This window comes from Clostridium mobile (assembly GCF_018918285.1).
In the GTDB taxonomy this organism is placed as follows: domain Bacteria; phylum Bacillota; class Clostridia; order Clostridiales; family Clostridiaceae; genus Clostridium_AW; species Clostridium_AW mobile.
On sequence record NZ_JAHLQF010000001.1, the window covers coordinates 973,888 to 999,776 of the forward strand.

The following is a 25,889-nucleotide window of genomic DNA, read 5'->3' on the forward strand; positions in this document are numbered from 1 at the left end:
TTGTTGATTTATAATGATACTAAAAAATAAAACTGTCGACAAAATAAAATTGTCAACAGTTTTATCATGCAAAACCATAGTTTTATATCTCTATTTTTAGAATTATGATTTTATATTGCTTTAATACTTTGATTTAGCTAGCCCTCCTAAGGATGTTTCCTTATATTCACACTTAAGGTCCATACCTGTTTCCTTCATTGTAATAACAACCTGATCGAATGAAACCATATGTTTTCCATCTGTATAAAGCGAATAATTTACGGCATCAAGAGCTCTAACAGCTGCTGCTGCATTTCTCTCTATACAAGGAACTTGTACATATCCACCTACAGGGTCACATGTCAATCCCAGGTGATGTTCAAGTGCCATTTCAGCTGCGTATTCTATCTGATCCACGGATCCTCCTAATAAAAATGCTGCCATTCCCGCTGCCATAGCACATGCAGATCCTACTTCTGCTTGACATCCACCCTCTGCACCTGAAATAGTTGCATTTTCTTTAATTAAATTTCCTATAAGCCCTGCTACAGCAAGTCCTTTTAATACTTCATCCTTAGGTAAATTATACTCTTCTTTTAAAGCATACAATAATCCAGGAATTACTCCTGACGCTCCACATGTAGGGGCTGTTACCACTGTCCCTCCAGCAGCATTTTCCTCGGATACCGCTAATGTATATGCAAATATTTTTCCACCAAAAACATTTTTAGAATCATCTTTTCTAGTTTTTCTGTAAAAAGATTGTGCTTTTCTTGGATAATTTAGGCTTCCTGGAAGCATTCCTGTTTTAGTAAGTCCAGTCTGAATACACTGCTCCATAGCTTCCCAAATTGTTTCAAGATATTGCCATATGGATTCTCCTTCTGATTCATCTACATATTGCCACATTTCTTTTCTACCTTTTTTACACCATTCCATTATCTGTTCCATGGTTTTCAGTAAATAAACTTTAGAAGCGCCTTGTCTCGCTTTCCCTTCTTCCATTATGGTTCCACCACCTACAGAGAAAACAAGCCAATCTGAAATTACATTTTCTTCACCATCCAAAGCAAAGAACTTCATTGCATTTGTGTGATATTCATGTACAACTTCTGGTTTCCAAATAATTTCAGTAGCATGTGGTTTTAGCGTCTCTATAATGATCCAATCAGTAAGATGTCCTTTTCCTGTAGCTGCTAAAGAACCGTAAAGTTCTACTTTAAATTTCGCTGCGTTGGGATTTTCTGCTTTAAACTTTTTCGCTGCTCTTTCTGGACCCATTGTATGAGAACTAGACGGACCATTTCCAATTTTAAATAATTCTCTTAAAGAATCCATTTTTATCTCCTCTCGTCCTATGGTTGTTTATTATGAATCTATTCGTAGATTTTATATTAATTTATCTCCTTCGAATAATTCTACTTTATCTAAACTTTCCATAAAATCCATATACTCTTTTTTAGTCATTTTTGCTTCAAAATTATTTAATATGTTTTTTCCTGTTGATGCATTATCAAAAAGTAAATCTACAACTGTTAAAGCCATTGCTTTAGCTGGTACTATATAAGCTAGATTTTCATCAACGATTTCATATTCACGAGTATGAAGATCTCCTTTTATTCCTCCTATCATTGGATGCATAGTTGGCATTATATGAGATACATCTCCAAAGTCAAAGGATCCTGTAAAGTCTCCTCCTTCTATTATCTTCTCTTCTGGCATACCCATAAACATTAAGTTTTCTTTAAATAGATTATCTAATTCCACTGTTCTTAGTATAGGAAGATATCCAGGAATACTTGTTATTTTTACATCTGCTCCAACTGCCATTGCTCCAGCTTTTAAAGCTCTATCTACTTTAGCATTAGAATCTAACATTCCATTTATTGTTCTTGCTCTTGCATAGGATTCCATTTGAACATCAGCTGGAACTGAGTTTACGATATCTCCACCTTTTGTAATTATAGGATGAACTCTCACTCTATCAGAGTCTTTAAAAGTTTCTCTTTGTGCATGTATATTGTTTATAGCAAGCATCGCTGCATTAAGTGCATTAATTCCATTTTCAGGAGCTGATCCTGCATGAGATTCCTTTCCTATAAACTGAACCTTTTTCCCTACGAAACCATTACTTACTGGTCCTACTAATGCATCTTTATCTCCCATATCTAGAGAGTGGAACATCATAGCCATATCTATATCGTCAAAATAACCTTTTTTAATAAGCTCTTGTTTTCCTCCAAAATATGTTAGCTGTCCTTCTTCTTTTAATTTAGCTCTATACTCTAATTCTACAAATTCTTCTGCTGGTGTGGCCATAACAGTTACATTCCCAGCAAGATTTGGTAAAACTCCGCTTTTTACAAGACCTAAAGCTGCTCCTAACATTCCTGCTATTTGAATGTTGTGTCCACAGGCATGAACTGCCCCTCCTTCAACTGAATCACAGTGATTTGCACATGAAATAGCGTCAAGTTCTCCTAGTATAGCAACATTAGGACCTGGTTTTCCACCTTTTATGCTTGTCTTACATCCAGTAACTGCAATGTTTTCTTCAACTTCTAATCCAAGATTTTTTAAAAAATTGGCTGCTGTTTCTGTAGTTTTAAATTCTTTAAATCCCATTTCAGGATTAGCATAAATTTCTTTACCCGCTTTTAATATAACTTCCTTATTGTCGTCTATTGCTTTGATTACCTTTTGTTTTAATTCATTTATATTCATAATATCCTCCTTTAAGATACTCAAATTTTACCTTGTAATTTTAGAACTATATGTGCAATTGAGGCACATGCAAAGAATATAGCTGTAAATATAAACATAGCTATTAAAATTATTTTCCATGACATTTTCTTTAAGTCATCTATCTTATTTCCTACTGAAATTCCCGCGAAAGCCAATAAAGGTGTTGTAATAGCCATAAAGTTTATATTTTCTACATTTGATAAAAATACTTTTGATAATGGATTATATGGCATACTAAAAAGTAATCCTAATATAGTAGCCCATCCAAAGGCTGGAAATATAGATTTAGGAAATAAATCATTTACAATAAAAGAAGTCTGTGCCACTAAAATAAGCATGATCATCCCTAAGTACGCCTTATTAAAAGGTATACCTAATCCTAATTGTTGTCCTACTAGAATTATTAATCCAACTAAAAGCATTGTAATAAATTGATAGCCTGTTTTTTTGATATCAAAGTTACCCATTTATTTTCTCCTTTGCTACTTTTTTCTTATCACGAATTCTTATTAATTTATCATAAAACCAATTTGAGAAAGGTAATGTTACAAATATTAAAAAGTTAACCCCTGTAATTCCTGAAAGCATATTACTAGTAGCTGCATAAGCTAGAATTGTATCTCCCATTTCCGGAACCGCTACTGCTAAGGATGATGCAGCTGCAGTGGTCATACTTCCACTTCCTACTCCACATGCCATTGCCAATGCATAAGGATGTAGTCCACTATATATACAGACAGAACCTAAAATTCCGAAAAATATAGTTCCTAAAACAGTTCCTACTAAGTAAGTTCCAAGTACACCATTACCTTCTGGTGAGTCTATTCCGTACTTTTCTGATATAACCCCTAAAGAAGGTTCTCTACCTATACTGGTAGCAGCTCCTATAGCCTCTCTATTCATTCCTGCAAATATTGCCATTGGTAAAGCTAATAGAGGAGCAACTATATGTCCAAATTCCTGTGCTAAAAATGCCCATCCAACACTTATAATTTTATCTAAATTAGGTCCAACTAAAGTTCCATATCTTACTCCTAACAAAATAAGAGATATTCCTACTAGCTCTCCAGCTATACCCATCTCTTTTTCGCCAATAACTTTTTGTAATGATTTTATTTTTTTACCTAATAAATCTGGCGTTATTAAAATTCCTATTATTACGGCATATAACATTGGGAAAAGTGCTATTTTAACTACTCCTATTTCAATATTTCTTGATCCAATCCATTCTGTAACTAAAGATATTATCATTACTACTAGAAATATTTTCTTGTAATTCTTATTAATTTTTTCTTTCATCCCTGTATCTCCTTACATATTATTTAGAATTTACATATGTATTAGTTCAACCTAAACCTTTGCCTCCTCTCAACATTTTCTTTAATTTTTATCGATTCCCTGTACTAGATTATATAATTGCATTTTAGTCTTGTCCTTTAGTTGTCTTTAATACTTTACGTATAATTATATGTAAACAGTTACAATAAGTCAATAGAAAAATGTAGATTTTTATCAAAAAAACAAGATTCAGATAAACTGAATCTTGTTTAAAAATATATTTAATTTTTATCGAAATTTATTTTAATTATTTTTTTAGGCCTTCCTAAAGAATTATTAGATTCTAATCCTACTACTTCTCCACAATTGTTGTCTAGTATTTTTTTTATTATTCTATTTGCACTTCTTATACTTATATTTAAATATTGTGCCAACTCTTCACTTGTAAATGTATCTTTCGAATACTTTTCTTTTATGGCATTAATCTTCCTGATATACAATGGGTTTAAATTTATTAATTCTGCCATTTCTTCTACTTCTGAGTTATCCATTGTTAAATTATAGGTAAGTTCTTCTTCTTCTAACAAAGGACCTTCTATTTTATTTCCATCAACTTTAAAAATACAGCTTTTTTCTTCTTTAGCAGCTATCTGTAATGCCTTTCTTGCATTAATTTCACTTTCATATGCTGTTCTTCCTAACCCTGTACCAACAAAGATTTTAATATTATTCTTTTCTAAATAATCCAATGTGTTTTTTAATTTCACTAAATTTTCAGTGTTCTCAATAGCTCCTCTAGTAGAAAATATTATGTATTGATCAGATTTTAAATTAAAAATACTTCCCTGGATTTCTTTTAAATATCCTACTAAGTTACTTTCTATAAGTGTTCTTATTTCTAAAGCTTTATATTGTGAAATATTTTCTTGATTTTTTACACTTAGAAGCTGTACTACCATAGTTGCTTCCTTAGCTTCTGCTTCTTTTATTTTGTACAACAAATCATTGATTGTACTTTTTATTGCACTTTTAGTTGAATAAAGCCTTATTGCAGGATATCCTTTCTTTTTTACTTCTTCATATACCCATCCTAAACCTATAATAGATACGCTTACCTCTTCTTTTTCATGCATTGTTACATGAAAGTCAACGTAATCTTGCTCGGTATATAGATGGTTATAATCCATAGCTTGCACATTTATATCATTTAAATTTAGTTCTTCAAGAATATCTTTTACTTCTGATTTTTTTACAATATCTATTGAAATATTTTTACAATATGGAAATTTTTCTTTTAACTCCCAAAGTGACTTCATAATACTAGACGTTAAAAAAGGAGTATAAACGTATGGCACAGAAGGGTCGACCTTTTCTATTACTTTAGAGTATACTCCTACACCTGTAAAAACCAATCCTTCACATTCTTTTTGAGATTTTTCAATTTCTAAATATGCTTCCTCTATTTTACTAACTGCATATATTTTAGCTGTTAATTTAGGAAAATATTTTTTAATAACCTCAGATATCTTTTTACAAGAATCTAAGGGTCCTATTATTCCAATATTCAAATTTTCTATCCTTTCTCTCATTTATATTATATTTTTTAACATAATTATAGCCTTTTTATATATAATAGTCTATATCTTTATTATGAAGCATGAGAGCTAGATTCTTCATAATTTAATGCGATCTAAATGTAATTGTAAATTAAGGAATTTTTATTAATAATAAAAGAAGGGCTATCTTTATTTAGAAATTACTTTCTATTTTGAGACAGCCCTTCTAATTTATTATATATTACACCTCAGGTAACCCTCTAACAGGTTTATTCATATTAGGATCTACTTCCATGGTTATTGGATTTGCTGACTTTGACTTTGGATCTTTAGTTCTATTATCATTTTTTCTTTTTTTCTCACCCTTAGTTGCCATAGAATCACTCCTTTTAATGACTATATTCCAACTTTTTAGCTCTTTCCTTTGCTCTTAACAAAAATCTTTCAATACTATCTATTTCTTCTTTAGCTTTTTCATCCGTCATTTTTCCTCTACCAACTCTATCACAAATAGCTAAAAGAGCTATTTCATCAGCTGAAACCTCTTCTAACATTCTATCTATTTCCGCAAATGGCATGTTTTTCACTATAAAAAGCGGTTGCATATGCCACCTTACTAAATCTGCTACTTTATATATAAAATCACTATCTTCTATTAACATTAATTCCTTTAGAAAAATAACTGCCATATTCTGCCCTACTTTATCATGGTTGTAAGAAGTTATTTTACCTTTTCTTACTTTAGTTGTAGGTGCCTTACCAATATCATGTAACAACGCTGCCCACATAAAAACTCTAGGCTCTTCGCTTAAATGTCTAAATTTAGCAGCCTGATCTAATACCAACATTGTATGATTCCAAACAGTTCCTTCAGGATGATGCGTGAGATTTTGATCTGTTTCTTTTAAATCCCATAAAAAATTTAGAGGATATATTTCCTTATATTCTTCCTTTTCTGATATATCATTAAAATACATGGATGGTTTAGAATCATTTAAAAGATGAATATTAAATTCTTCAAATATTTTATTTTTATCCATAATATTATCTTCCCTTACTATTTTTTGGTTTCAGGAACAGGCTGTTGATTCTTATTTCTTTTCTTAGTTTGATATGTTGGTGCTTCCTCAGGTGCAGATCTTTTCATACCTTTCTTAGCCATCTTTATTCCTCCTTTAATATTATATTATATTGTTCCTTTGTTCAAATATATTTTTCCCTAAAATTATTTTAAATACATATAAAAAAGGAGGTTTTTTCAACCTCCTTTTACATTATTTTTTTAAATTTTCATTGAAGAATTTAGTAGCATGGTTAACACCATATATAACACCCTCAGAACTTACAGTTGCACCACTTATACCTTCCAAATTTTCGATGCTTAATGGTTCACTTGCTGATTTATCTACAAATTTATCAGTAAAGTCTTTTTCCAATATTCCATCTCCAAGACCTGGAGTTTCTTGTTGTTCAATAACTCTAATTCCTGTTATTTTTCCATCTAGTGATATACCAACTAGAGTTTTTAATTCTCCACCGTAGCCTTCGGATATAGCAGTAATAGCGTATCCTATTACTTCACTTCCTTTATAAACTGCATTAACTCCAGCAATATTATCATTTAATGCTACTTCATGTGGTTTCATTTCATCTCCATCAGCCATTACATCTTTAACTGTTACTTCTTTATTTTTTTCGTCTACAACTTCTTCACCTAAAATATGTTCTTTATAGAAATTAATCGCTGTATTAGCACCTGCAATCATACCACCAGAACTTATAGTAGCTCCAGTAATAGCTGCAATTTCATTTTCAGCTGATGCTGAACCTTTTACTAATTTTAAAGTTTCTTTTGTTGATTTATCTCTATATTGAGATAATACTTTTTCATCTTCAATTACACTACCTATACCTGGTGTTTCTGCGTGGGATGCTACTTTTATACCACCGATGTTACCATCTTTATCAACACCAACTGTCATTTTTATAGGTCCACCATATCCCTTAGGAGTTACAATAATTGCATGTCCAATAACTTCGCCATTTTCTAGAACCTCATAGGCACCTTCAACGTTTTCTATAGTTTCAAGATTAATGTCCATTTCTTTTACATCGTTAGCTTTACTCTTTGGTAAGATAACTTCTAACTGTAAACTTTCTAATTTTTCTCTTTCTGCAATGATGTCTTTAGTTGCACCATGACTAATACCTAAAATAAGACCGCAAACAGATGCTATTAATAACAACACAATAGTTCCTCTAAACTTTTTCACTTGTCCATTACCTCCCGACTTAAATAATATAAGTTATAATTTTAGAATAAAGGGGCTTTAACTTTTACAAGCCTATCAATATACTATTCTAAACTAAAAAAATCTAGTTTCATTAATTATGTTAATATAATATCATTTTAGTGTCAATATAATATTTATGAATTTAGTATAATATTCTTACAAAGGAACAGAATTATTCAATATTTGATTCGCCAAACTTCTCATTCTGCGAGAAAACTCCTAATTTACGAATTATTTTATTACTTTTTGCAAAGTTAAATTTTATTTTTATTTTAATGAAATCTGTATTTAGGAGGTTTTACTATTACTTTAATGTATGAATATGATTTATTTTATGAAAATAACGATTTTTATTATTCTTTTTTTAAAATATTCAAACTTTATTTTTATGTTTTATTTTTAACCTATATTAATTATTGTTGTTAAATTATTTTCTTTATATATATGTGTTTTAAGAAAATTATTACCATTATCAGATAATATTTCCTAACAGCTGCAAACTTTTTTAGTTAGATATTTAGATTTATAACTTTTTAGATTCTTACATAATAAATAAGTTCCATTAAAGGAATTTCTTCATTAAATATAATATATATTATATACTTTGTTACCTTATGTTTTACAGATGATTTCTCAAAGATGGATTTCTACAAAGCTAATTTAGTTTCTCAAGTAGAGAGCTAAGTACATAATGAAGCCGCTCCGAAAAAAGTCGCTATTTCATTACATACTTAGCTCTTTTGTGGTTTATAAATACATTTTCAAATATTAATTATTATACGTATAGAGATTTTTATATTTCCCTTAATAAATTTGCCATTTCTATTGCAGTAACTGCTGATTCATAACCTTTGTTTCCTGATTTAGTACCTGCTCTTTCTATTGCCTGTTCTATATTTTCAGTGGTTAATACTCCAAATATAACTGGTATATCCTCATCTAGACTAACCTTTGCTATCCCTTTTGAAACTTCCGCTGTTACATGTTCATAATGTGTAGTTGCTCCTCTAATTACAGCTCCTAAACATATTACTCCATCATATTTTTTACCTTTAGCCATCTTTTTAGCAACCAAAGGAATTTCAAAGGCTCCTGGCACCCAAGCTATTTCTATATCTTCCTCAGCTACTCCATGCCTTTTTAGTCCATCTACAGCACCACTTAATAATTTACTTCCTATAAATTCATTAAATCTTCCTACTACTATACCAAATTTTAAACCTTGTCCAATTAAATTTCCTTCATACATTTTCATACTTATTCCTCCTCATATAATATACTTAATAAATATTTCATTCATTAAATTTTCAAATTGCCATTTTATTTATCAAAATTTAATAAGTGTCCCATCTTTTCTTTTTTAGTTTTTAAATAGAACTCACTTTCTTCATGATCATGTATTTCTATGGGTACTCTTTTTACTATTTCTATACCATATCCAGAAAGCCCAGAGATTTTCTTAGGATTGTTAGTCATTAATTTTACTTCCTTTACCCCTAAGTTCTCTAATATTTGAGCTCCTATTCCATAGTCTCTTAAGTCTTCTGGAAATCCTAAAGCAATATTAGCCTCAACGGTGTCCATACCCTTATCTTGAAGGTTATAAGCTTTAAGTTTGTTTATAAGCCCTATTCCCCTTCCTTCCTGTCTCATGTAAACTAGTATTCCTCTTTTTTCTTTACTGATAGCTCTCATAGCCGCTGCATATTGGTCCCCGCAGTCACATCTTATGGAGCCTAATGCATCTCCAGTAAGACATTCTGAATGCATTCTAACTAATACTGGCTCTCCATCATTAATATCTCCCTTTATTAGAGCTACATGGTGTTCTCCATTTAATTTATTTACATACCCATATATTTTAAATTCTCCATATTTAGTAGGCATCTTTGTCTCTACTACTCTTTCTATTAAGGATTCATTTTTTCTTCTATAAGCTATGAGATCAGCTATGGTAATTATCTTTAAATTATGTTTTTTTACATACTCCATAAGCTCAGGAACTCTTGCCATCGTTCCATCTTCATTCATTATTTCACATATAACTGCTGCTGGATATAATCCCGCAAGTCTTGACAAGTCCAATGATGCTTCTGTATGGCCCGCTCTCTTTAATACTCCACCTTCTTTTCCTTCTAAAGGAAATATATGGCCTGGCCTTCTGAAATCTTCGCTTTTTGATTCACCTTCTAAAACTTTTTTAATTGTAAGAGCTCTCTCAAAGGCTGAAATTCCTGTAGTAGTTTCTTTATGATCTATTGACACAGTAAATGCTGTTCCTTTGTTATCTGTGTTAACCTCCACCATTTGACCTATGTTTAACTCTTTTAATCTCTCTCCATCTATAGGCATACATATGAGTCCTCTACCATATTTAGCCATGAAATTTATAGCTTCTGCCGTAACTTTCTCAGCAGCCATAATTAAATCTCCTTCATTTTCTCTATCCTCATCATCTACTACTACAATCATTTTTCCTTCTTTAATATCTTCTATAGCCTCTTCTATTGTGTTGAATTTAATCATATTAACATCACCTCTTAAAAAATTTTAAACAAATCCATTTTCACTTAAATAATTTAAATTTATAGAGCTTTCACCATAATTTTTTCTTTCATCATTAAAATGCATTAATTTTTCTACGTATTTGCCTATTATGTCACATTCTAAATTTACTTCATCACCCAGTTTCTTCATTAATAATATAGTTTCTTCTCCCGTATGAGGAATAACGGATACTTTAAATTCACTATTATCAACATGGGCAACAGTTAAGCTTACACCATCTATAGTTATAGAGCCTTTGTATATTACATATTTTAAAATCTCCACCGGAGCTTCTACTGTAATCCATATGGCATTATCCTCTTTTTTAAATCCTCTAATTCTCCCCCTCCCATCTATGTGCCCGCTAACTATATGACCACCTAATCTGTCTGATACTTTTAAAGCTCTTTCCAGATTAACCTGGCTTCCTATAGACAAATCTTTTAAATTACTTTTCCTCATAGTTTCAGGCATTACATCCACAGTAAAATCCTCTTTAGTAAAAGCTGTTACTGTAAGACAAACTCCATTAGTGCATATACTATCTCCAAGTTTTACATCTTCAATAACTTTCAGAGATTGGATTGTTATACTTGCTGAATGCTGCCCTTTTTTTATGGCTTTCACCTTTCCTATTTCCTCTATAATACCTGTGAACATCCTTATCACTTCCTTTCTTCTTAATTATTCATTTTTAATTTTTCATTCAATAAAAACTTTCAACTCTCCATTCTCAACTCTTCATTAACGTAAGTATCCTTCTATTAGAAAATCATCATCAAACCTTTGCAGCGAAATATTCTTCAATTTTATAGAGTCTTTCATAAGTTCTATTCCATCACCTTCTACAGATGTTTTAGAAGAACTTCCTCCTATTATTTTAGGTGCAATAAAGGCCATAACCTTATCTACTACTCCTTCTTTTAGAGCTGAATAGTTTAACGTACCTCCCCCCTCTAAAAGAATACTGTCAATTCTTCTTTCTCCTAATTCCTTCATTAAATATTTCAAATCTACTCTATTGTTTTTTAATGGTGTAACTATTATTTCTGCTCCTAATTCTTCTAGCTTAAAGCATTTATCACTAGATATGTTTTCAGTAGTAGCAATAATGGTTTTCCCCTCTTCTTTTAATAATTTTGATTCTAATGGTATCCTACCTTTGCTATCTACAATTATTCTTATAGGATTTCTCCCTTTTCTATCTTTAAGTCTTGTAGTTAAACTTGGATTATCTTTTATAACTGTTTCTACTCCAACCATTATTCCACTTATTTTATTTCTTACTTGGTGTACGTATTCTCTAGATTTCTCTCCAGTTATCCATTTTGAATCTCCTGTTGCTGTAGCTATTTTGCCGTCTAAAGTTGTTGCCGTTTTTAAAATGCAGTATGGCAATTTAGTTGTTATATATTTTATAAATACTTCATTTAATGTTTTAGATTCCTGTTCTAATACACCAACCTGAACCTCTATACCTTTGGATTTTAGTAAATCTATTCCTCTACCACTGACAACCGGATTAGGGTCTTTCATAGCAATTATTACTTTACTTATTCCCTTTTCAATAATTGAACTAGCACAGGGGGGAGTTTTCCCATAATGGGAGCAAGGTTCTAAGGTAACATACATATGGGCGCCTTTTACATCCTCTGTAGCATTATTAAAGGCATTTATTTCTGCATGAGGTCCTCCAAAAAATTCATGATATCCTTCTCCTATTATCTTTCCCTCTCTTACTATTACCGCACCAACTAATGGATTAGGATTAACAAAACCTTCTCCTAGTTTAGCCAGTTCTAAAGCCCTCTTCATATATTTTTCTTCCATAAGTCCCCTCCTTAAACTTACTTAATTCAGGATAAATTTAATTATAAAAGCAACCACAAAAAAACCCTGAAGATTTTCTTCAGGGTTTGGTATACACAAATACAAAGTTAGCATAATATTCCTATAAAATGATAGATTTTATGCACAAATAAAACCCTATCATAGGTATAAATATACCATAGGCATTACACTTTCTTCCTTCTTTCATCCAGACTATAACTGTCGGCCCTGGAGTTTCACCAGATCTGCCTTTCGGCTGGCGGGCTATACCGCCGGTATGGAATTTCACCAAACCCTGAAGGAACTACGATATTTAATTATGATTAAAGAATACCACTTTGATATTTTTATGTCAATATTTTTTATTTTTATTGACATATTTTATTGACCTGTATAAAATATACATAGTACGCTAGTAAAATACATGTGTTTATTAAATAAAAACATGTATTTCTACAAAATTTTAAGGAGGATGCTTGATGAATAGGGAAGAACTGAAGGAATTAGCTTGTAAAACCATAGAGGAAAACAAGGAAAAATTGCTATCTTTAGCTAAAGATATAGAAAACTCCCCTGAACTTGGTTATAAAGAAGTAGAAACCTCAAAAAAAGTTTGTAATTTTTTAAATGAGCTAAATATTTCTTATAAAGATGGAGTGGCTTTAACTGGAGTTAAGGGAAAATTAAAGGATAATTCTTCTGGTCCTAATGTAGCAATACTAGGTGAACTAGATGGAGTAATCTGCTTTGACAGTAAGAATGCAAATAAAACAACAGGAGCTTCTCATACCTGTGGACATAATTTACAGATTACTGCTATGCTAGGTGCTGCTCTTGGTCTTAAGCTTTCCGGAGTAGAAAATCAGCTCCATGGAAACGTAACTTTTTTTGCAGTACCTGCTGAAGAATATATTGAAATAGAATATAGAGAAAAATTAAGAGAAGAAGGTAAAATAAATTTCCTAGCTGGCAAACAAGAACTTATATATAGAGGTGAACTAGAGGATGTAGACATAGCTATGATGATGCATTCCCTTAAAAATTGCCCAGAGCCTACTGTAGCTATAGGAGAAACTAGTAATGGATTTATTGGTAAAACCATTCAATATTTAGGACAAGCCGCTCACGCTGCGGAAGCTCCTCATGATGGAATTAATGCTCTAAATGCAGCTATGCTTGGTATTATGGGAATAAACGCTCTTAGAGAAACCTTTAAAGATGAAGATTCTATAAGAGTTCACCCAATAATCACTAAAGGTGGAGATACAGTTAATAGTGTTCCATCAGATGTACGCATGGAATCCTATGTAAGAGCCAAAAACGTAGATGCTATGATGTCTACTAATAAAAAAGTGGATAGGGCTTTAATTGCTGGTGGATATACAATGGGAGCTAAAACAATTATAAATACTATACCAGGTCATTTACCCCTTAAATGTTCAAAGGAATTAAATTATTTATTTAGAGAAAATAGTTTAAGCTTATTACCAGAAGATAAAGTTATAGACGCTGGTCATTTTGCTGCTTCAACAGACATGGGAGATATATCAAACTTAATCCCATCCATACATCCATTTGTAGGGGGAGTTTCTGGAGCATTGCATACAAAGGACTTTAATGTGGAAGATTTCGATGCTGCATGTATATTACCAGCTAAGTTAATGGCTATGACAACTATAGATCTTTTATATAATGATGCTGAAAGGGCTAAAGAGGTTATAGATTCTTATGTACCAACATTTAATAATAAAGAAGATTATATCAAGTTTTTAGAAAGTTGTTTTGAAAGGAAGGTTGAAGAATGAAAAATTGGAAAAACCACCTATTAGTTTTAATTTTAGTAGTTGTCGCCGAGGCTATAGGAGTAATGAAATTTAAATTTGGCCCTGGAACCATAGTGTTATTACCTATGCTTTATGCACTTATTATGGGAGTATTTTTATCCCCTAAATTTTTAAAAGTTGTAAATGATAAAGATATGAAAGATGCAGGATCTTTAATAACTATATCTTTAATGCTTTTAATGGCTAGATATGGAACTACAATTGGACCTACTCTACCAACAATAATTAAATCCAGTCCTGCTTTGATATTACAAGAGTTCGGTAACTTAGGTACTGTTTTCATAGGTGTTCCGCTAGCAGTAATGCTTGGATTGAAAAGAGAGACTATTGGTGCTGCTCACTCTATAGCTCGTGAACCAAATATAGCGTTAATAAGCGATATTTACGGTTTAGATGGAGAAGAAGGACAAGGTGTTATGGGAGTTTATATAAGCGGTACAGTTATTGGTACTGTTTTCTTTGGACTTCTTGCTAGCTTCTTCGCTGCCTATACACCACTACATCCTTATTCTTTAGCTATGGCATCTGGAGTTGGAAGTGCTAGTATGATGACTGCTGCTGTAGGTTCTTTAAGTGCAATGTATCCTGAAATGCAGGAAACTCTAACTGCTTTTGGGGCTGCAAGTAACATGTTATCAGGATTAGATGGTCTTTATATGTGCCTATGGTTATCTCTACCAGCAACAGAATGGTTATACAAGAGATGCTATAGATTAAAATATGGAGTTGAAGCTCCTAAAGTAAAACAACGTTCTAAATCAAATCCTTCTAAGGGGGTATAATTATGAAAATTAAAGATAATGCATTTATATTAGTTTTAGTAGGAGCACTTACTCTAGTAGGAAATATGATAGGTCCTAAACATAATATTTTAGAGGCTCTTCCGGGAATGATTATATTGATATTAATATCCTTATCAGGTATATTGCTGGCTAAGATAATGCCTGGTAAAATACCAGCTGTTGCTTATGTTGTAACCCTTGGATGTATTTTAACTTATCCTGCTGTACCTGGTGCTGCAGCAATAACAAAGTATATGGCCAAAGTAGATTTCTTAGCATTAACAACACCAATACTGGCGTATGTTGGAATTTCCTTAGGTAAAGATTTAGATACATTTAAAAAATCCGGCTGGAGAATTATTGTAGTTTCCTGCTTTGTATTCACAGGAACTTATATAGGTTCTGCACTTATAGCACAAACAATTTTGAAATTATTAGGACAAATTTAGTTAGATGTTTAGTTTAGTCTTTTAGATTTTTAGATATTGTAGAACTTAAAAGAACTGAGGTATATAGTGGGAGAAGCGCCTTTTCCGAAGCGACATCACTATGTATCTCAGTTTCTATTTTGGATACCTAAATATCTTTGTTAAAATTTACAAGTGAGAAAGTAATTATTCATAATTTAACTCTAAAAATATATTTGTAACCCACAAAAGAGCTACGCATGTAGTGAAATAGCGACTTTTTCTGGAGCGCTTTCACTATGTACTTAGCTCTCTATTTGTTAAACTAAATTATGTTTGTAGAAATCTATCTTTGGGAAAACAATTTGTAGAACATATATGATAATCCATCAAAAACATTTATATATGTTATCCTTTATAGCTTTAGAGGTAATAAAAATAGGGTCCTGGAAACCAGAACCCCTTATTTTAAATTATAATTCTCTTGTAGATGGCACTACTGTTGCAGTTAATGCTCCAAGACCATCAACTCTTAATCTTGCAAATTGAGCTACTGCATCAGTTGTTAATACAGCCTCTCCATTAACAGCTATAGCTACAAGAGTACCTGACTCATTAACCCAGTTTACTCCATCGTTGCTTAACTGTATAATCGCATTTGCTGCACCTACTCCGCTTATTTCAATGCTAAAGCTTACTTCTGTTTTTGGTCCTAATTCAATTGAGCTAGTAGTTTGAGTTCCTGCTATAAGGAAATTTAATGTTTCAGCTGGATATATTGTTGTAACTCCTGCAACATAATCCACAACCAAGTATGGCCATACAGTATAATCGTTATCGTCAACTCCTTGGAATCCTATTAATGCATCAGATGCTTCTACTCCCTCAAGAGTTATACCTGTATTCGGAATAGTTCCATTTAACCATGCTGTAACCAAGCCAGTAATATCTACACTAATATAAGTGTTAAGCTCTGCATCTAATACGCTATGAGTTCCTACTGAGGCTCCCAAATTAGGTTGATTATTCCAAGTTACTTCATTTTCATCAAAATCATTTAAATTTGGGTAAACATTTAATAATTGTGGCCCTGGAATATCTTTTCTACCTACATATAATCTTAAAGTCGCTGACTTTACTGTAACTTTTTGAGGTATTTTACTTAAATCAAATTTTAAAAGGCTTCTATATATATCTCCCGCTCCATCAAATCTACCAACAAATAATCTAATTGGATTGGGAAAATTTTGATCAGGATAGTATTCTGCTACATAAGCAGTTTCAGAAGTGTGCAAATTTACTATTGACATAAAAGTTCCTCCTTATTACATATTTTTGTATATTAAGACATAACTTTCTAAAATCTTTAGTTTGTCTAATATATTGTATTAGCACTTATGTAATAAGGTGAATGTCAAATTATTTATATATATCCACTAAAAGCCCAGCAATTTCATCTATACTGCTTGCAACATCTAAATTTTCTTTTTGTTCGCTTAAAAGCATTTCCGTCAACTCTTTCAGTTTTTCATCTATTGTCTCCACCGTTATAAAATACTGTGTTTGCCAGAAACTAATATCTTTTTTTACGCTATACATATAATTTAGTACAGAATTTAAATAGTCTTTTATCATTCTTTTATAAGCTGCCACATCTGCATAACATTTAGTTACCACTAGTCTATTTCCCTTTTTCTTTATGTCTTCTAGCATCTGTTTTAATTGTTCTTCTGATTTTCTTTCCCTAGCAAAACTAAAACTCTGAGAAAAATCTTTCTTGCTAGATACTGTTTTATTATCACTATTCCTTACTGGAGAGTTACTCCCCACTCTAGATATTTCCACTTAAATCACCTGCAATATATTTTCTTTAAAAACTCTTATATTCATTATATATTAATTTTTTATAAAAAAACAGTTTTAACTTCTTTATTTGATAAATTAAGCTAATTATGTAAAACTCATGAATATTACAAATTAAACGTGACAACTTCCTTATATGAAATAAGGTTGTTAATTTTTTGTTAATAAATATTTTCTAAATAATTAACACATACTTATCTTACAGTTATATTAAGTTATTTAAAGTATTATAGCCTTATTCTTTGTCCAACAAATCTCACAGTATATTTATCGAAATTATGTAGAATTATTAAAACTTTTCCCATTTTTTATGCTTTCGTCAATTTTACAAGTAACATCTCATATGTTAGAATTAAGTTGTTACTTTATCAAAGGAGGGAATTTCATGATAGAATTTAAAAATGTATCAAAGAGTTTTAAAAATACTGATGTATTAAAAAATATAAATCTCACAATAAATGATGGAGAATTTTTAGTACTTATTGGTCCCAGCGGATGTGGTAAAACTACTTCTTTAAAGATGATAAACAAGCTAATTACCCCTACCTCTGGAACTATACTAATCAATGGAGAAGATATAGGTAAAAAAAATACCATTGAACTTAGAAGAAATATAGGGTATGTAATTCAGCAAACAGGTCTCTTCCCTCATATGACTATAGGACAGAACATAGAATTGGTTCCATTTCTTAATAAATGGTCTGCTGAAGATAGTAGAAAGAAATCTAAAGAACTTCTAGACTTAGTTGGATTAGATCCAGATAAGTATATAGATAGATTTCCAGATGAATTAAGTGGTGGCCAGCAACAAAGAGTTGGGGTGGCAAGGGCACTGGCAGTAAATCCAGATATTATACTAATGGATGAACCCTTTAGCGCCTTGGATCCAATAACTAGAAATACTCTTCAAGAAGAGGTGTTTAAGCTTCAACAGGAATTGAAAAAAACCATAGTATTCGTTACTCACGATATGGATGAAGCTATAAAATTAGGAGATAAAATTTGCATCATGAAGGATGGGGACATCGTTCAATATGACAGTCCTGAGAATATCCTTAGAAATCCCGAAAAAGGATTTGTGGAAAAATTCATAGGATCTGATAGACTATGGAATAAGCCTGAATTTATAAAAGCAGAAGATATTATGATTAAAAATCCTATAACTTCATCTTCTAATAGAACTGTTTTACAGGCAATAAGGATAATGCAAAGTAATAAAGTAGATAGTCTATTGATAGTAGATAATTATAATAAACTTTCAGGTATAGTTACCTCAAAAGATGTAAGAGAACATATGGATTCTCCAAATTTAAAAATTGGCTCTTTTATGCCTAAAGATTTAGTGTATGTTTATAATGATGATTCAATTAGCACTGTATTGAAGTCTATTAATGAACATAATGTTGGTTTCATACCAGTAGTAGATAAATTTGGATTATTAAAAGGACTTGTTACAAAAAGTAGTCTTATAACATTATTTGAAGAAAAGTTATTTTAACAAAGGCGGTGAATATGCATGCGAACAGGTAATTTTATAGATTTTATAATGCTTAAGAAAGATGATATTCTTTCCTTATCTTTAAAACACATACAACTTTCTTTACTAGCCGTTGTAATTGCAATAGCTATTGGAGTACCTCTTGGAATACTTATATCTAAAAGAAAGAAAATGGCTCCTCCTATAATAGGAATCGCAAATATATTACAAGCTATACCAAGTTTAGCTTTAATGGGATTTTTAATTCCTGTTTTAGGAATTGGGGAAACTCCTTCAATAATTATGGTTTCTCTATATTCTCTTTTACCTATAATAAAGAATACTTACACAGGGCTTGTTAACATAAACCCTGCTACCATTGAAGCAGGTAGAGCTATGGGAATGACAGAGGCTCAACTTCTTACAATGGTACAACTTCCTCTAGCACTCCCGGTTATAATGGCAGGTATAAGGATTTCTGCAGTAACTGCTGTTGGACTTATGACTATAGCAGCATTTATAGGAGCTGGTGGTCTTGGTAGCTTTATTTATACAGGGGTGCAGACTGTAAATACTAATATGATTTTAGCTGGTGCTATTCCAGCATGTATACTTGCACTGCTTATAGATTTTGTAATTGGAAAAGTTGAGAAAACAGTTAATCCTAAAAACAAATCAAATAAAGCTCAAAAGAAAAGATTAGCTATAGTAGCTGTAATTCTTGTAATAGCTATTATTTCCCCAATGGTATTTAGTGCTTTTGGTAAAAGCGATAAAATAGTCATAGGCAGTAAAAATTACACCGAAAACAACCTTCTTGCGAATATGTATGCTGTATTAATTGAAGAAAATACAGATGTTAAGGTTGAGAAAAAATTGGATTTAGCAGGAACAGATGTAGTATTTAAAGCTACTACTATGGGCGATGTGGATATATATCCAGAATATACAGGAACTGTTTTGGTTAGTATATTAAATGAAAAGCCAACTTCTGATCCCGAAAAGACTTATGAAATTGCAAAAAATGGACTTAAAGAAAAATATGATATTGAAATGTTAAGACCTCTTGGTTTTAATAATACCTATACTTTAGCAGTTACACAGGATTTTGCTAAAAAATATAAATTAGAAACTTTTTCAGACTTAAAAAAGATAAGCAATAATACAACAATTGGTGCAACTATGGAGTTTTTAGGCAGAGATGATGGTCTCTCTGGAGTAAAGGAAAAATACAATATGAACTTTAAATCTGAAAAAGGGTTGGATTCTGGTCTAAGATATACTGCTATAAATTCTGGTGAAATAGATGTAACTGACGCTTTTGCAACGGATGGTCTTCTAAAAGCCTTCGATTTAAAGGTGCTAGAAGATGATTTAAAATTCTTTCCTCCATACTATGCAGTGCCTGTAGGTAGAAGTGATACCTTTGACAAATATCCTGAAGTTAGAGAGGAACTTTTAAAACTAGAAGGATTGATTGATGATGAGACAATGAGGGATCTTAACTATCAATGTGATAAACTAGGAAAAGAAACTGAAACTGTAGCTAGAGAATTCTTAAAATCTAAAGGATTGATTAAGTAATAAAGAATTAGAGACTGACAATAATAAGTCAGTCTCATAAAATTCTTTCTTTTTTTAGTATCTCTATAATTTGTTCTGTTCTTTTTTGCCAGCTGTTATTCTCAGCCATATTTTTTCTTAAATTTTCTAATTTATGATCCTTTTCTTTTACGGCAGTAACTATATTTTCTTTAAACTGTTCCATAGTGTTAGATACATAACATAGATTAGAGAAATTTTGCACTTCTTTCATAGCTGTAGTCACAACCGGCTTTCCTAAACTCATATATTCATATAGTTTAATTGGATTACAACTATTAGTCATTTCATTTATACTAAAAGGTATTATGCAACAATCAAAGTTATTTATATAATAGGGAAGTTCTTCATAATTTTTCATTCCTAAAAAATATACATTGCTTCGTATTAACGGAACTGAGCTTAGATTGTATAATGGTCCTACAAAAACAAAATTATACATTGAGTTTTTTACTATATGATTGATTAAAGCCCAATCTATCCATGATGCTACTGCTCCTACATATCCTACTATTTTTCTATTGGTAGGTAAATCTAGGGGCTTCTTATTTTTAGCTAATGAAAAATTTTCTAAATCTACTCCATTGTTTACTAAATTTACTTTAGCATGCCTTTTACTAAATTTATCATACAAATTTTCTGCTGAGGTAAAAATTACATTGGCTCTTCTAACCATTTCATCTATATAAGCACCCCAAATTGCAAATTCATGCGATGCATCATCTACCACATCATATACTACATAATCATGTCTTATTTTATCTATATTAAGAACCTGATCTGGACAGGAACACCAAAGTATTACAGGTTTTTCCGATTCCAAATTATTCATATCATATTTACTTCCTACTAAATGCAAATTAGCAGTCTTTTTTATTAAATAATTATCATCAATATCTTCTATATAATAGACCTTATGCCCCATTTCACTTAACTTTTTCATGATTTGCTGAGGCCTTTGAGTCATTTTATTATACGGTACCGTAGGCATTTGAATAAATGTAGCCATAACTAGCCTCCTTTAATTTCTCCAAATATTTAAGTTTTTTAACTCTTTAATTAATTTAGGAATTTTATCTTTATAACTGTGTTCTTTGTAACATATTCTTTGACCATTTAAAGCTATTTTATTTCTTTCTTCAGGATTTTTTAAATAATAATTTACATTCTTTAAGGTCTCATTAGAATTCTTGCTCCAAACTAAGTGTTCTTTATTTACAAAGTATCTCTCTAGCGAAGGAACATATTGTGATAAATAAAACCCTCCACATCCTAATACTTCAAAAGTTCTCATGCTCATCATAGTTGAAGAGTTATCTACGGAGTGCAGTCCCAAAACTATTTTAGCAGTGGAATATGCATCTTTAATTTCTTCATAATTACAATATCCCCCATAATACTTTCTATCTAATTTAAATCTATTATCTTCTTCAAACCACCAATCATTACCGAATATCTTTATATCATAATCTCTTTCTATTAATGGATTTAACACTGTTTTATTGCCATATTGCCTAGCTTTATGATTAGAATAATTATTCCCTATAAATATAATGTCATGGTCAAACTTCTTATTATATGTTCCTGCATTATGAAAACTTTCATTACAGCCAAACATAAAAAAAATAGCATTTACTTCTATTTTCTTATAAGCTCCTAAACATTCTATTGCTGTTGTCATTGTTAAATCCGATGCTTTTGCATGAGGCAAAGAAATATATCTATAATATAAAGGGTCTTCTACAGCCCAATAAATATAAGGTACTTTAAGCTCTTTTATTTTATTTAAAAAATTTTTAGTATTTTTATAAATGCACATGCCTGCATTAAATATAGCATCTGGTCTAAAAGTTTTTATCTCTTCTTCTAAGGTATCTAACATGCCATTTTCAATATCTATATAAATTTTAGTATATTTAGTCTCTATTCCATATTGCTCTAATGAATATCCTATACCATATTTTATTAAAGGTGCATCTTCTACAAAAAGTATTCTCACATAAGACACCTCCTTATAATAAACAGTTTATTCAATAAAGCTATATAAGTTACCAAAAATAAAAAGCGGACTTTTCCGCTTATATTTTATACAATTTCCATATAACTCTCATATAATTTATCTATACACTTTTCCCAATTATAATTATTCAAAATATGATCCTTTAATATGTTGCTCTTAGTTTTTTTAAGCCCCTTTTCTATTCCTTCTTTTATTGTTTTCTCATCATATGGATTACAATATATTGCCATATCTTTAAAATACTCTTCTGCACTTCCTTCACTGGTTGTAACGATATTACATCCATTTACCACTGCCTCTATAGAAGATAAACCCGGTGTCTCTATAAATGAAGGTAGTACGTGTAATTCAGCATATCTATATGCGCTGCGAAGATTATTACTGTCCATAAATCCTAAATAAACTACATTATCATATTTCATACATTCATTGTAGTATTTTTCATCATTTATACTACCTATAAGAACAAGAGGTTTATTCAATTCATTACATATTTTCGCTAAAGCCAACTGATTTTTTCTATTGCATATTCTTCCCACACATAGTATATAATTCTTTAAATTATATCTCTCTTTAAAATCATATATGTTTCCCATATCCCCTTGAAAATCAAAACCATTATATACTACATTATATCTAATGTTTTTATCAAAATCTTTTCTTAGTAGTTCCCCCTCTAACTTACTATTTGGATATATCCCCTTGCATCCTTTTAATATTTCAAATCTATAATTATTACATTTATTCCAAAGCTTTATGCTTTCATTATCCTTTATATTTTTATAATACTTTTTTAAATTCCAGTATATGGGAGATATCACCATAGGTTTATTGTACAATCTCCCAACTTTATAGTATTTATATGTCTCACCCATTCTAGTAAGATTAAATAAATGCACTATGTCATATGAGGAATAATCTTGTATGTCCCCATTATTAAAATCTACTATAACGCCCTTTTTCCTTAAATATTCGGCGTATTTAATTGCCTGCATGGAATCTCCTGCAAAATTTATTAAATAGTCATTTCTTATGCAATAAAGAATCCTCATATAATATATTTTTCCTCCTATTCAATTTTTAAAAGTATGTGAATATAATAATATTGAAGTCTAATATTTATTAATAATTGGAGTGAATTTTATGCCATATTTATATTATATGCCTAATAAAAACCTATATATTTCACAATATTATAGCAACACTAATTTTAATGGTGCAGCAGAATTATTTGTAGGAAAATTTCTTGATAATAACGATATATATCAATCTCTTCTTCAGTTTGATATATCACCCATTCCTATAGGTGCTAATATTACATCTGCAACATTGAAATTATATATATATAGAAACGATGCTCCTCTTGTAACTTCTAATATAGGTATCTACAGATTCTTAAATAACTTTGATAAGAATTCTGTAACTTTTGCAAATGTTCCACTCATAGAAAATACACCTGTAGACGTTAAACCAGTTACTTCTCAAGTTAATACATTTATCAATTTTGATTTAACTACCCTAGTTAAAAATTGGCTTACTGGTTTAGTTCCTAATTATGGTATATTAATTAAGGAAGTAAATAATGCCTATGGGATAGTAGGATTTAGAAGTACTTTCTTTAATAATAGCGACTATTTTCCTGTATTAGAAGTTCAGTATGATTTACCTTGTCCATGTAGTGGCGGTGGTAGTAGTTTTACTGAATATCCTGTAGAGATAGTTACTACTACTAATAATTTTACAGGTTCTACACCAATACCATTAGGTGCTAAACAAGCCACCTTTGGTGTTATGAATATAGGTGTTTTAAACAGCGCAGAAGTAATATTACAACTAAGTTCAGACGGAATAACTTGGATAGATAATATATTGTCCTTTGTATCTACTCCAACATTCGTCCCTGGTGACCATTTAATTATGACCACCACTGGTCATCTAAAATATGCTAGAGTATCCTTTAAATCAAAAGTGGCCAATCAACCTGCAACTCTATCCATATATGCAGCAACTGTAGGTTAATTATAAAAAAGGTTAAAGAGGCTTTAAGCCTCTTTAACTTTTATTTAATGTCTTTACATCTGGCAATTGACATCCTGATATTGTGGTGGGAAGAAGTCTTCTGGGAATGGAGTCTGTGTAAAGTCTAAGAAAGTTTCACATACATCTTCTGGTACTGTTCCTGTATATTCTTCGCATTCTGCTGGTTCTGGACAATATCCAAATGCAGGAACTAACAATTGAACCTGACCTGCAACTTTCATTACTATAAATACTCCAGCAGCAAATACAATATTTCCTCCAGATATAATTGGAGTATTTAATAACTCAGTTCTTGTTTCTACAATTACTTCGAAATTAAATTCATCACGAGACTTTGGCATAAACATAACTATATCTTTTGGAATCGGAAGTAAAACTGTATCTAAAGTTTGACCATTGTTATATGAGATAGTTACTGGAATATCTATAATAAACTGTACTCTTGAAAAATTAGGTCTTTCTGGTAATGGTGTTATTACCAGTGACCCACTTCTAATTACACCGTTTTTGAAGGTAATTGGACCTACACTATTAAATGTAACTCCTGTTGGAGGCTGTATAACCACATCGGGTTGACATTCCCTTGCTTGACAGTGTGCGAATACCTTTCTAGCTAATATACAAACTGATTCTGTTATATCATCTAGTTGGTACGGATCTGTTAAATCAATAGGCTCTCCTGGAGCAATTGTTGATCCAAAATATCCTGATTTAACATCAAAAGGCGTTGCAGGAAGTACTATTGTTCCTTCAACTGCGTTGGTAATAGTATCAATTAAAGTTAGTCCTCCTGTTGCATTTGTTGCTAATAATGTGTCTCCATCTGGAGTTATAGATAGTCTTGTTGGTTGTACTGTTGGAATAGTATTTGCAAGTACTTCATAAGTCACTGTATTTATTAAAGCTATATTATTTGCTCCATGATTAGCTACATATAAAGTTGTTCCTTTTATTGCAAGACCAGTAGGTCCTGAACCAGGAGTTAATGGTATATTTAGTATTTGAACTAAATTAACTAAGTCGATAACAGTTACTGAACTGTCCCCTTGGTTAGCAATAAATGCTCTCCTATTATCTTCTGTTACTAGTGCATATATAGGATTAGTTCCTGCATTAAATGTCCTTAGCAAGTTTAAGCTACTAGTATTATAAACTTTTACTTGATTATTATCTAATACCAATAATTTAGTTCTATCTGGAGTTATTGATATGTCGTTAATGCTAACGAATCCTGGAATGCTTCCAATAAGAATACCGCTGGCTGCATCGTATATATTAACTGTATTTACATTAGAAACATATAATTTTCCACCTATACCATCAACATCAATTATTCCATCATTAGCTATAGGCATGGTTTTTATTGTACCATTTAAACATAAAACGGAAATTGTGTCATTGTCTGCACTTGCTACATATACTGTGCCATCTTTAGTTACAACAACTTCTCTAGCTCCTAATCCTAAAGTATAAGTTGCTACAATGTTATTAGTAAAGCCATCTATTACGGATAGTGTTCCTGTTGTAGGATTAGAAACATAGTATCTTATCCTTTTAGTAACATCAGCTACTGGCATATAATCTCCTCCTATTAAAAAATATGATAAAATTGAATAATTCTATTC

24 protein-coding genes and 1 riboswitch are annotated in these 25,889 nt (G+C 31.1%); of the genes, 6 read left to right on the top strand and 18 right to left on the bottom strand.

Translation table 11 applies throughout. The features are described 5' to 3' along the window. Positions 1-120: 120 nt before the first annotated feature. The 12 genes from KQI86_RS04770 to ribD all read right to left on the bottom strand — a co-directional run bounded on the left by KQI86_RS04770 (position 121) and on the right by ribD (position 12,229). Positions 121-1,317, bottom strand: coding sequence for an L-serine ammonia-lyase, iron-sulfur-dependent, subunit alpha (locus KQI86_RS04770; protein WP_216437992.1), 1,197 nt, complete (start codon positions 1,315-1,317; stop codon positions 121-123). 51 nt (positions 1,318-1,368) lie between these two features. Next, positions 1,369-2,703, bottom strand: a complete 1,335-nt coding sequence (locus tag KQI86_RS04775; RefSeq protein ID WP_216437993.1) for an amidohydrolase — start codon at positions 2,701-2,703, stop codon at positions 1,369-1,371. Between the two features lie 20 nt (positions 2,704-2,723). Then, a complete protein-coding gene (locus KQI86_RS04780) occupies positions 2,724-3,191 on the bottom strand; it encodes a hypothetical protein (protein ID WP_216437994.1) in 468 nt (155 codons plus the stop codon). Then, the gene (locus KQI86_RS04785; protein ID WP_216437995.1) at positions 3,184-4,023 is read right to left on the bottom strand and encodes a DUF3100 domain-containing protein; all 840 of its coding nucleotides are present in this window, start codon (positions 4,021-4,023) and stop codon (positions 3,184-3,186) included. Before KQI86_RS04785 ends, KQI86_RS04780 begins: the two co-directional genes overlap by 8 nt. Positions 4,024-4,283: 260 nt before the next feature. After that, positions 4,284-5,591, bottom strand: a complete 1,308-nt coding sequence (locus KQI86_RS04790; RefSeq protein ID WP_216437996.1) for a hypothetical protein — start codon at positions 5,589-5,591, stop codon at positions 4,284-4,286. Positions 5,592-5,799: 208 nt separating this feature from the next. Further along, positions 5,800-5,934, bottom strand: a complete 135-nt coding sequence (locus KQI86_RS20335) for a hypothetical protein (protein WP_281417201.1) — start codon at positions 5,932-5,934, stop codon at positions 5,800-5,802. Between the two features lie 13 nt (positions 5,935-5,947). Beyond that, entirely contained in the window at positions 5,948-6,598 is a 651-nt protein-coding gene (locus KQI86_RS04795) for an HDIG domain-containing metalloprotein (RefSeq protein ID WP_216437997.1), read from the bottom strand. Positions 6,599-6,832: 234 nt separating this feature from the next. Then, positions 6,833-7,831, bottom strand: a complete 999-nt coding sequence (locus KQI86_RS04800) for an RnfABCDGE type electron transport complex subunit G (RefSeq protein WP_216437998.1) — start codon at positions 7,829-7,831, stop codon at positions 6,833-6,835. A gap of 814 nt (positions 7,832-8,645) precedes the next feature. After that, complete coding sequence (gene ribH / locus KQI86_RS04805; RefSeq protein WP_216437999.1) at positions 8,646-9,107, bottom strand: 6,7-dimethyl-8-ribityllumazine synthase; 462 nt, start codon at positions 9,105-9,107, stop codon at positions 8,646-8,648. Between the two features lie 65 nt (positions 9,108-9,172). Continuing rightward, complete coding sequence (locus KQI86_RS04810; protein WP_216438000.1) at positions 9,173-10,378, bottom strand: bifunctional 3,4-dihydroxy-2-butanone-4-phosphate synthase/GTP cyclohydrolase II; 1,206 nt, start codon at positions 10,376-10,378, stop codon at positions 9,173-9,175. Between the two features lie 24 nt (positions 10,379-10,402). Next, positions 10,403-11,059: a riboflavin synthase gene (locus KQI86_RS04815; RefSeq protein ID WP_216438001.1), complete on the bottom strand. Its 657-nt coding sequence runs from the start codon at positions 11,057-11,059 to the stop codon at positions 10,403-10,405. 84 nt (positions 11,060-11,143) lie between these two features. Beyond that, on the bottom strand, positions 11,144-12,229 hold the full coding sequence (gene ribD, locus KQI86_RS04820) for a bifunctional diaminohydroxyphosphoribosylaminopyrimidine deaminase/5-amino-6-(5-phosphoribosylamino)uracil reductase RibD (protein WP_216438002.1): 1,086 nt from the start codon (positions 12,227-12,229) through the stop codon (positions 11,144-11,146). 192 nt (positions 12,230-12,421) lie between these two features. Beyond that, a riboswitch (FMN riboswitch) is annotated at positions 12,422-12,536 on the bottom strand. 172 nt (positions 12,537-12,708) lie between these two features. On the opposite strand from ribD, the gene KQI86_RS04825 reads away from it, so the two are divergent. Genes KQI86_RS04825 through KQI86_RS04835 form a run of 3 tightly spaced genes read left to right on the top strand, consistent with a single transcriptional unit; the run spans position 12,709 to position 15,304 of the window. Continuing rightward, positions 12,709-14,034, top strand: a complete 1,326-nt coding sequence (locus tag KQI86_RS04825; protein ID WP_216438003.1) for an amidohydrolase — start codon at positions 12,709-12,711, stop codon at positions 14,032-14,034. Continuing rightward, a complete protein-coding gene (locus KQI86_RS04830) occupies positions 14,031-14,855 on the top strand; it encodes a DUF3100 domain-containing protein (RefSeq protein WP_216438004.1) in 825 nt (274 codons plus the stop codon). The genes KQI86_RS04825 and KQI86_RS04830 overlap by 4 nt, the downstream gene beginning before the upstream one ends. Before the next feature lie 2 nt (positions 14,856-14,857). Then, complete coding sequence (locus KQI86_RS04835) at positions 14,858-15,304, top strand: DUF340 domain-containing protein (protein WP_216438005.1); 447 nt, start codon at positions 14,858-14,860, stop codon at positions 15,302-15,304. Positions 15,305-15,735: 431 nt separating this feature from the next. Here the strand turns inward: KQI86_RS04835 and KQI86_RS04840 are convergent, their stop codons facing one another. Further along, on the bottom strand, positions 15,736-16,572 hold the full coding sequence (locus KQI86_RS04840; RefSeq protein ID WP_216438006.1) for a DNRLRE domain-containing protein: 837 nt from the start codon (positions 16,570-16,572) through the stop codon (positions 15,736-15,738). 109 nt (positions 16,573-16,681) lie between these two features. Then, a complete protein-coding gene (locus tag KQI86_RS04845) occupies positions 16,682-17,107 on the bottom strand; it encodes a YaaR family protein (protein WP_216438007.1) in 426 nt (141 codons plus the stop codon). A gap of 403 nt (positions 17,108-17,510) precedes the next feature. Between KQI86_RS04845 and KQI86_RS04850 the strand changes: the two genes are divergently transcribed. Continuing rightward, positions 17,511-18,623, top strand: coding sequence for an ABC transporter ATP-binding protein (locus KQI86_RS04850; RefSeq protein WP_216438008.1), 1,113 nt, complete (start codon positions 17,511-17,513; stop codon positions 18,621-18,623). Between the two features lie 18 nt (positions 18,624-18,641). After that, positions 18,642-20,186 carry an ABC transporter permease/substrate-binding protein gene (locus KQI86_RS04855; RefSeq protein WP_216438009.1) on the top strand — a complete coding sequence of 515 codons (1,545 nt, stop codon included), beginning with the start codon at positions 18,642-18,644 and terminating at the stop codon, positions 20,184-20,186. A 34-nt stretch (positions 20,187-20,220) separates the two neighbouring features. Here KQI86_RS04855 and KQI86_RS04860 read toward each other — a convergent pair whose 3' ends face one another. The 3 genes from KQI86_RS04860 to KQI86_RS04870 all read right to left on the bottom strand — a co-directional run bounded on the left by KQI86_RS04860 (position 20,221) and on the right by KQI86_RS04870 (position 23,276). Next, the gene (locus KQI86_RS04860; RefSeq protein WP_216438010.1) at positions 20,221-21,213 is read right to left on the bottom strand and encodes a glycosyltransferase; all 993 of its coding nucleotides are present in this window, start codon (positions 21,211-21,213) and stop codon (positions 20,221-20,223) included. A 12-nt stretch (positions 21,214-21,225) separates the two neighbouring features. Then, the gene (locus tag KQI86_RS20485; protein WP_216438011.1) at positions 21,226-22,203 is read right to left on the bottom strand and encodes a CgeB family protein; all 978 of its coding nucleotides are present in this window, start codon (positions 22,201-22,203) and stop codon (positions 21,226-21,228) included. 86 nt (positions 22,204-22,289) lie between these two features. Next, positions 22,290-23,276, bottom strand: a complete 987-nt coding sequence (locus KQI86_RS04870) for a glycosyltransferase (RefSeq protein ID WP_216438012.1) — start codon at positions 23,274-23,276, stop codon at positions 22,290-22,292. A 91-nt stretch (positions 23,277-23,367) separates the two neighbouring features. Between KQI86_RS04870 and KQI86_RS04875 the strand changes: the two genes are divergently transcribed. Continuing rightward, positions 23,368-24,243, top strand: coding sequence for a DNRLRE domain-containing protein (locus KQI86_RS04875; protein WP_216438013.1), 876 nt, complete (start codon positions 23,368-23,370; stop codon positions 24,241-24,243). 53 nt (positions 24,244-24,296) lie between these two features. On the opposite strand, the gene KQI86_RS20125 is transcribed toward KQI86_RS04875, so the two are convergent. Further along, a complete protein-coding gene (locus KQI86_RS20125; RefSeq protein ID WP_246582651.1) occupies positions 24,297-25,841 on the bottom strand; it encodes a beta-propeller fold lactonase family protein in 1,545 nt (514 codons plus the stop codon). Positions 25,842-25,889 lie beyond the last annotated feature (48 nt).

Excerpts from the sequence above, each read along its gene's own strand:
- KQI86_RS20335 (WP_281417201.1), bottom strand. The coding sequence starts at position 5,934 with ATGGCAACTAAGGGTGAGAAAAAAAGAAAAAATGATAATAGAACTAAA.
- KQI86_RS04795 (WP_216437997.1), bottom strand. The coding sequence starts at position 6,598 with ATGGATAAAAATAAAATATTTGAAGAATTTAATATTCATCTTTTAAAT.
- KQI86_RS04780 (WP_216437994.1), bottom strand. The coding sequence starts at position 3,191 with ATGGGTAACTTTGATATCAAAAAAACAGGCTATCAATTTATTACAATG.
- KQI86_RS04855 (WP_216438009.1), top strand. The coding sequence starts at position 18,642 with ATGCGAACAGGTAATTTTATAGATTTTATAATGCTTAAGAAAGATGAT.
- KQI86_RS20125 (WP_246582651.1), bottom strand. The coding sequence starts at position 25,841 with ATGCCAGTAGCTGATGTTACTAAAAGGATAAGATACTATGTTTCTAAT.
- KQI86_RS04850 (WP_216438008.1), top strand. The coding sequence starts at position 17,511 with ATGATAGAATTTAAAAATGTATCAAAGAGTTTTAAAAATACTGATGTA.
- KQI86_RS04785 (WP_216437995.1), bottom strand. The coding sequence starts at position 4,023 with ATGAAAGAAAAAATTAATAAGAATTACAAGAAAATATTTCTAGTAGTA.
- KQI86_RS04830 (WP_216438004.1), top strand. The coding sequence starts at position 14,031 with ATGAAAAATTGGAAAAACCACCTATTAGTTTTAATTTTAGTAGTTGTC.
- KQI86_RS04810 (WP_216438000.1), bottom strand. The coding sequence starts at position 10,378 with ATGATTAAATTCAACACAATAGAAGAGGCTATAGAAGATATTAAAGAA.
- ribH (WP_216437999.1), bottom strand. The coding sequence starts at position 9,107 with ATGAAAATGTATGAAGGAAATTTAATTGGACAAGGTTTAAAATTTGGT.
- KQI86_RS04775 (WP_216437993.1), bottom strand. The coding sequence starts at position 2,703 with ATGAATATAAATGAATTAAAACAAAAGGTAATCAAAGCAATAGACGAC.
- KQI86_RS04770 (WP_216437992.1), bottom strand. The coding sequence starts at position 1,317 with ATGGATTCTTTAAGAGAATTATTTAAAATTGGAAATGGTCCGTCTAGT.
- ribD (WP_216438002.1), bottom strand. The coding sequence starts at position 12,229 with ATGGAAGAAAAATATATGAAGAGGGCTTTAGAACTGGCTAAACTAGGA.
- KQI86_RS04835 (WP_216438005.1), top strand. The coding sequence starts at position 14,858 with ATGAAAATTAAAGATAATGCATTTATATTAGTTTTAGTAGGAGCACTT.
- KQI86_RS04790 (WP_216437996.1), bottom strand. The coding sequence starts at position 5,591 with ATGAGAGAAAGGATAGAAAATTTGAATATTGGAATAATAGGACCCTTA.
- KQI86_RS04870 (WP_216438012.1), bottom strand. The coding sequence starts at position 23,276 with ATGAGGATTCTTTATTGCATAAGAAATGACTATTTAATAAATTTTGCA.
- KQI86_RS04860 (WP_216438010.1), bottom strand. The coding sequence starts at position 21,213 with ATGGCTACATTTATTCAAATGCCTACGGTACCGTATAATAAAATGACT.
- KQI86_RS04815 (WP_216438001.1), bottom strand. The coding sequence starts at position 11,059 with ATGTTCACAGGTATTATAGAGGAAATAGGAAAGGTGAAAGCCATAAAA.
- KQI86_RS04875 (WP_216438013.1), top strand. The coding sequence starts at position 23,368 with ATGCCATATTTATATTATATGCCTAATAAAAACCTATATATTTCACAA.
- KQI86_RS04825 (WP_216438003.1), top strand. The coding sequence starts at position 12,709 with ATGAATAGGGAAGAACTGAAGGAATTAGCTTGTAAAACCATAGAGGAA.
- KQI86_RS04840 (WP_216438006.1), bottom strand. The coding sequence starts at position 16,572 with ATGTCAATAGTAAATTTGCACACTTCTGAAACTGCTTATGTAGCAGAA.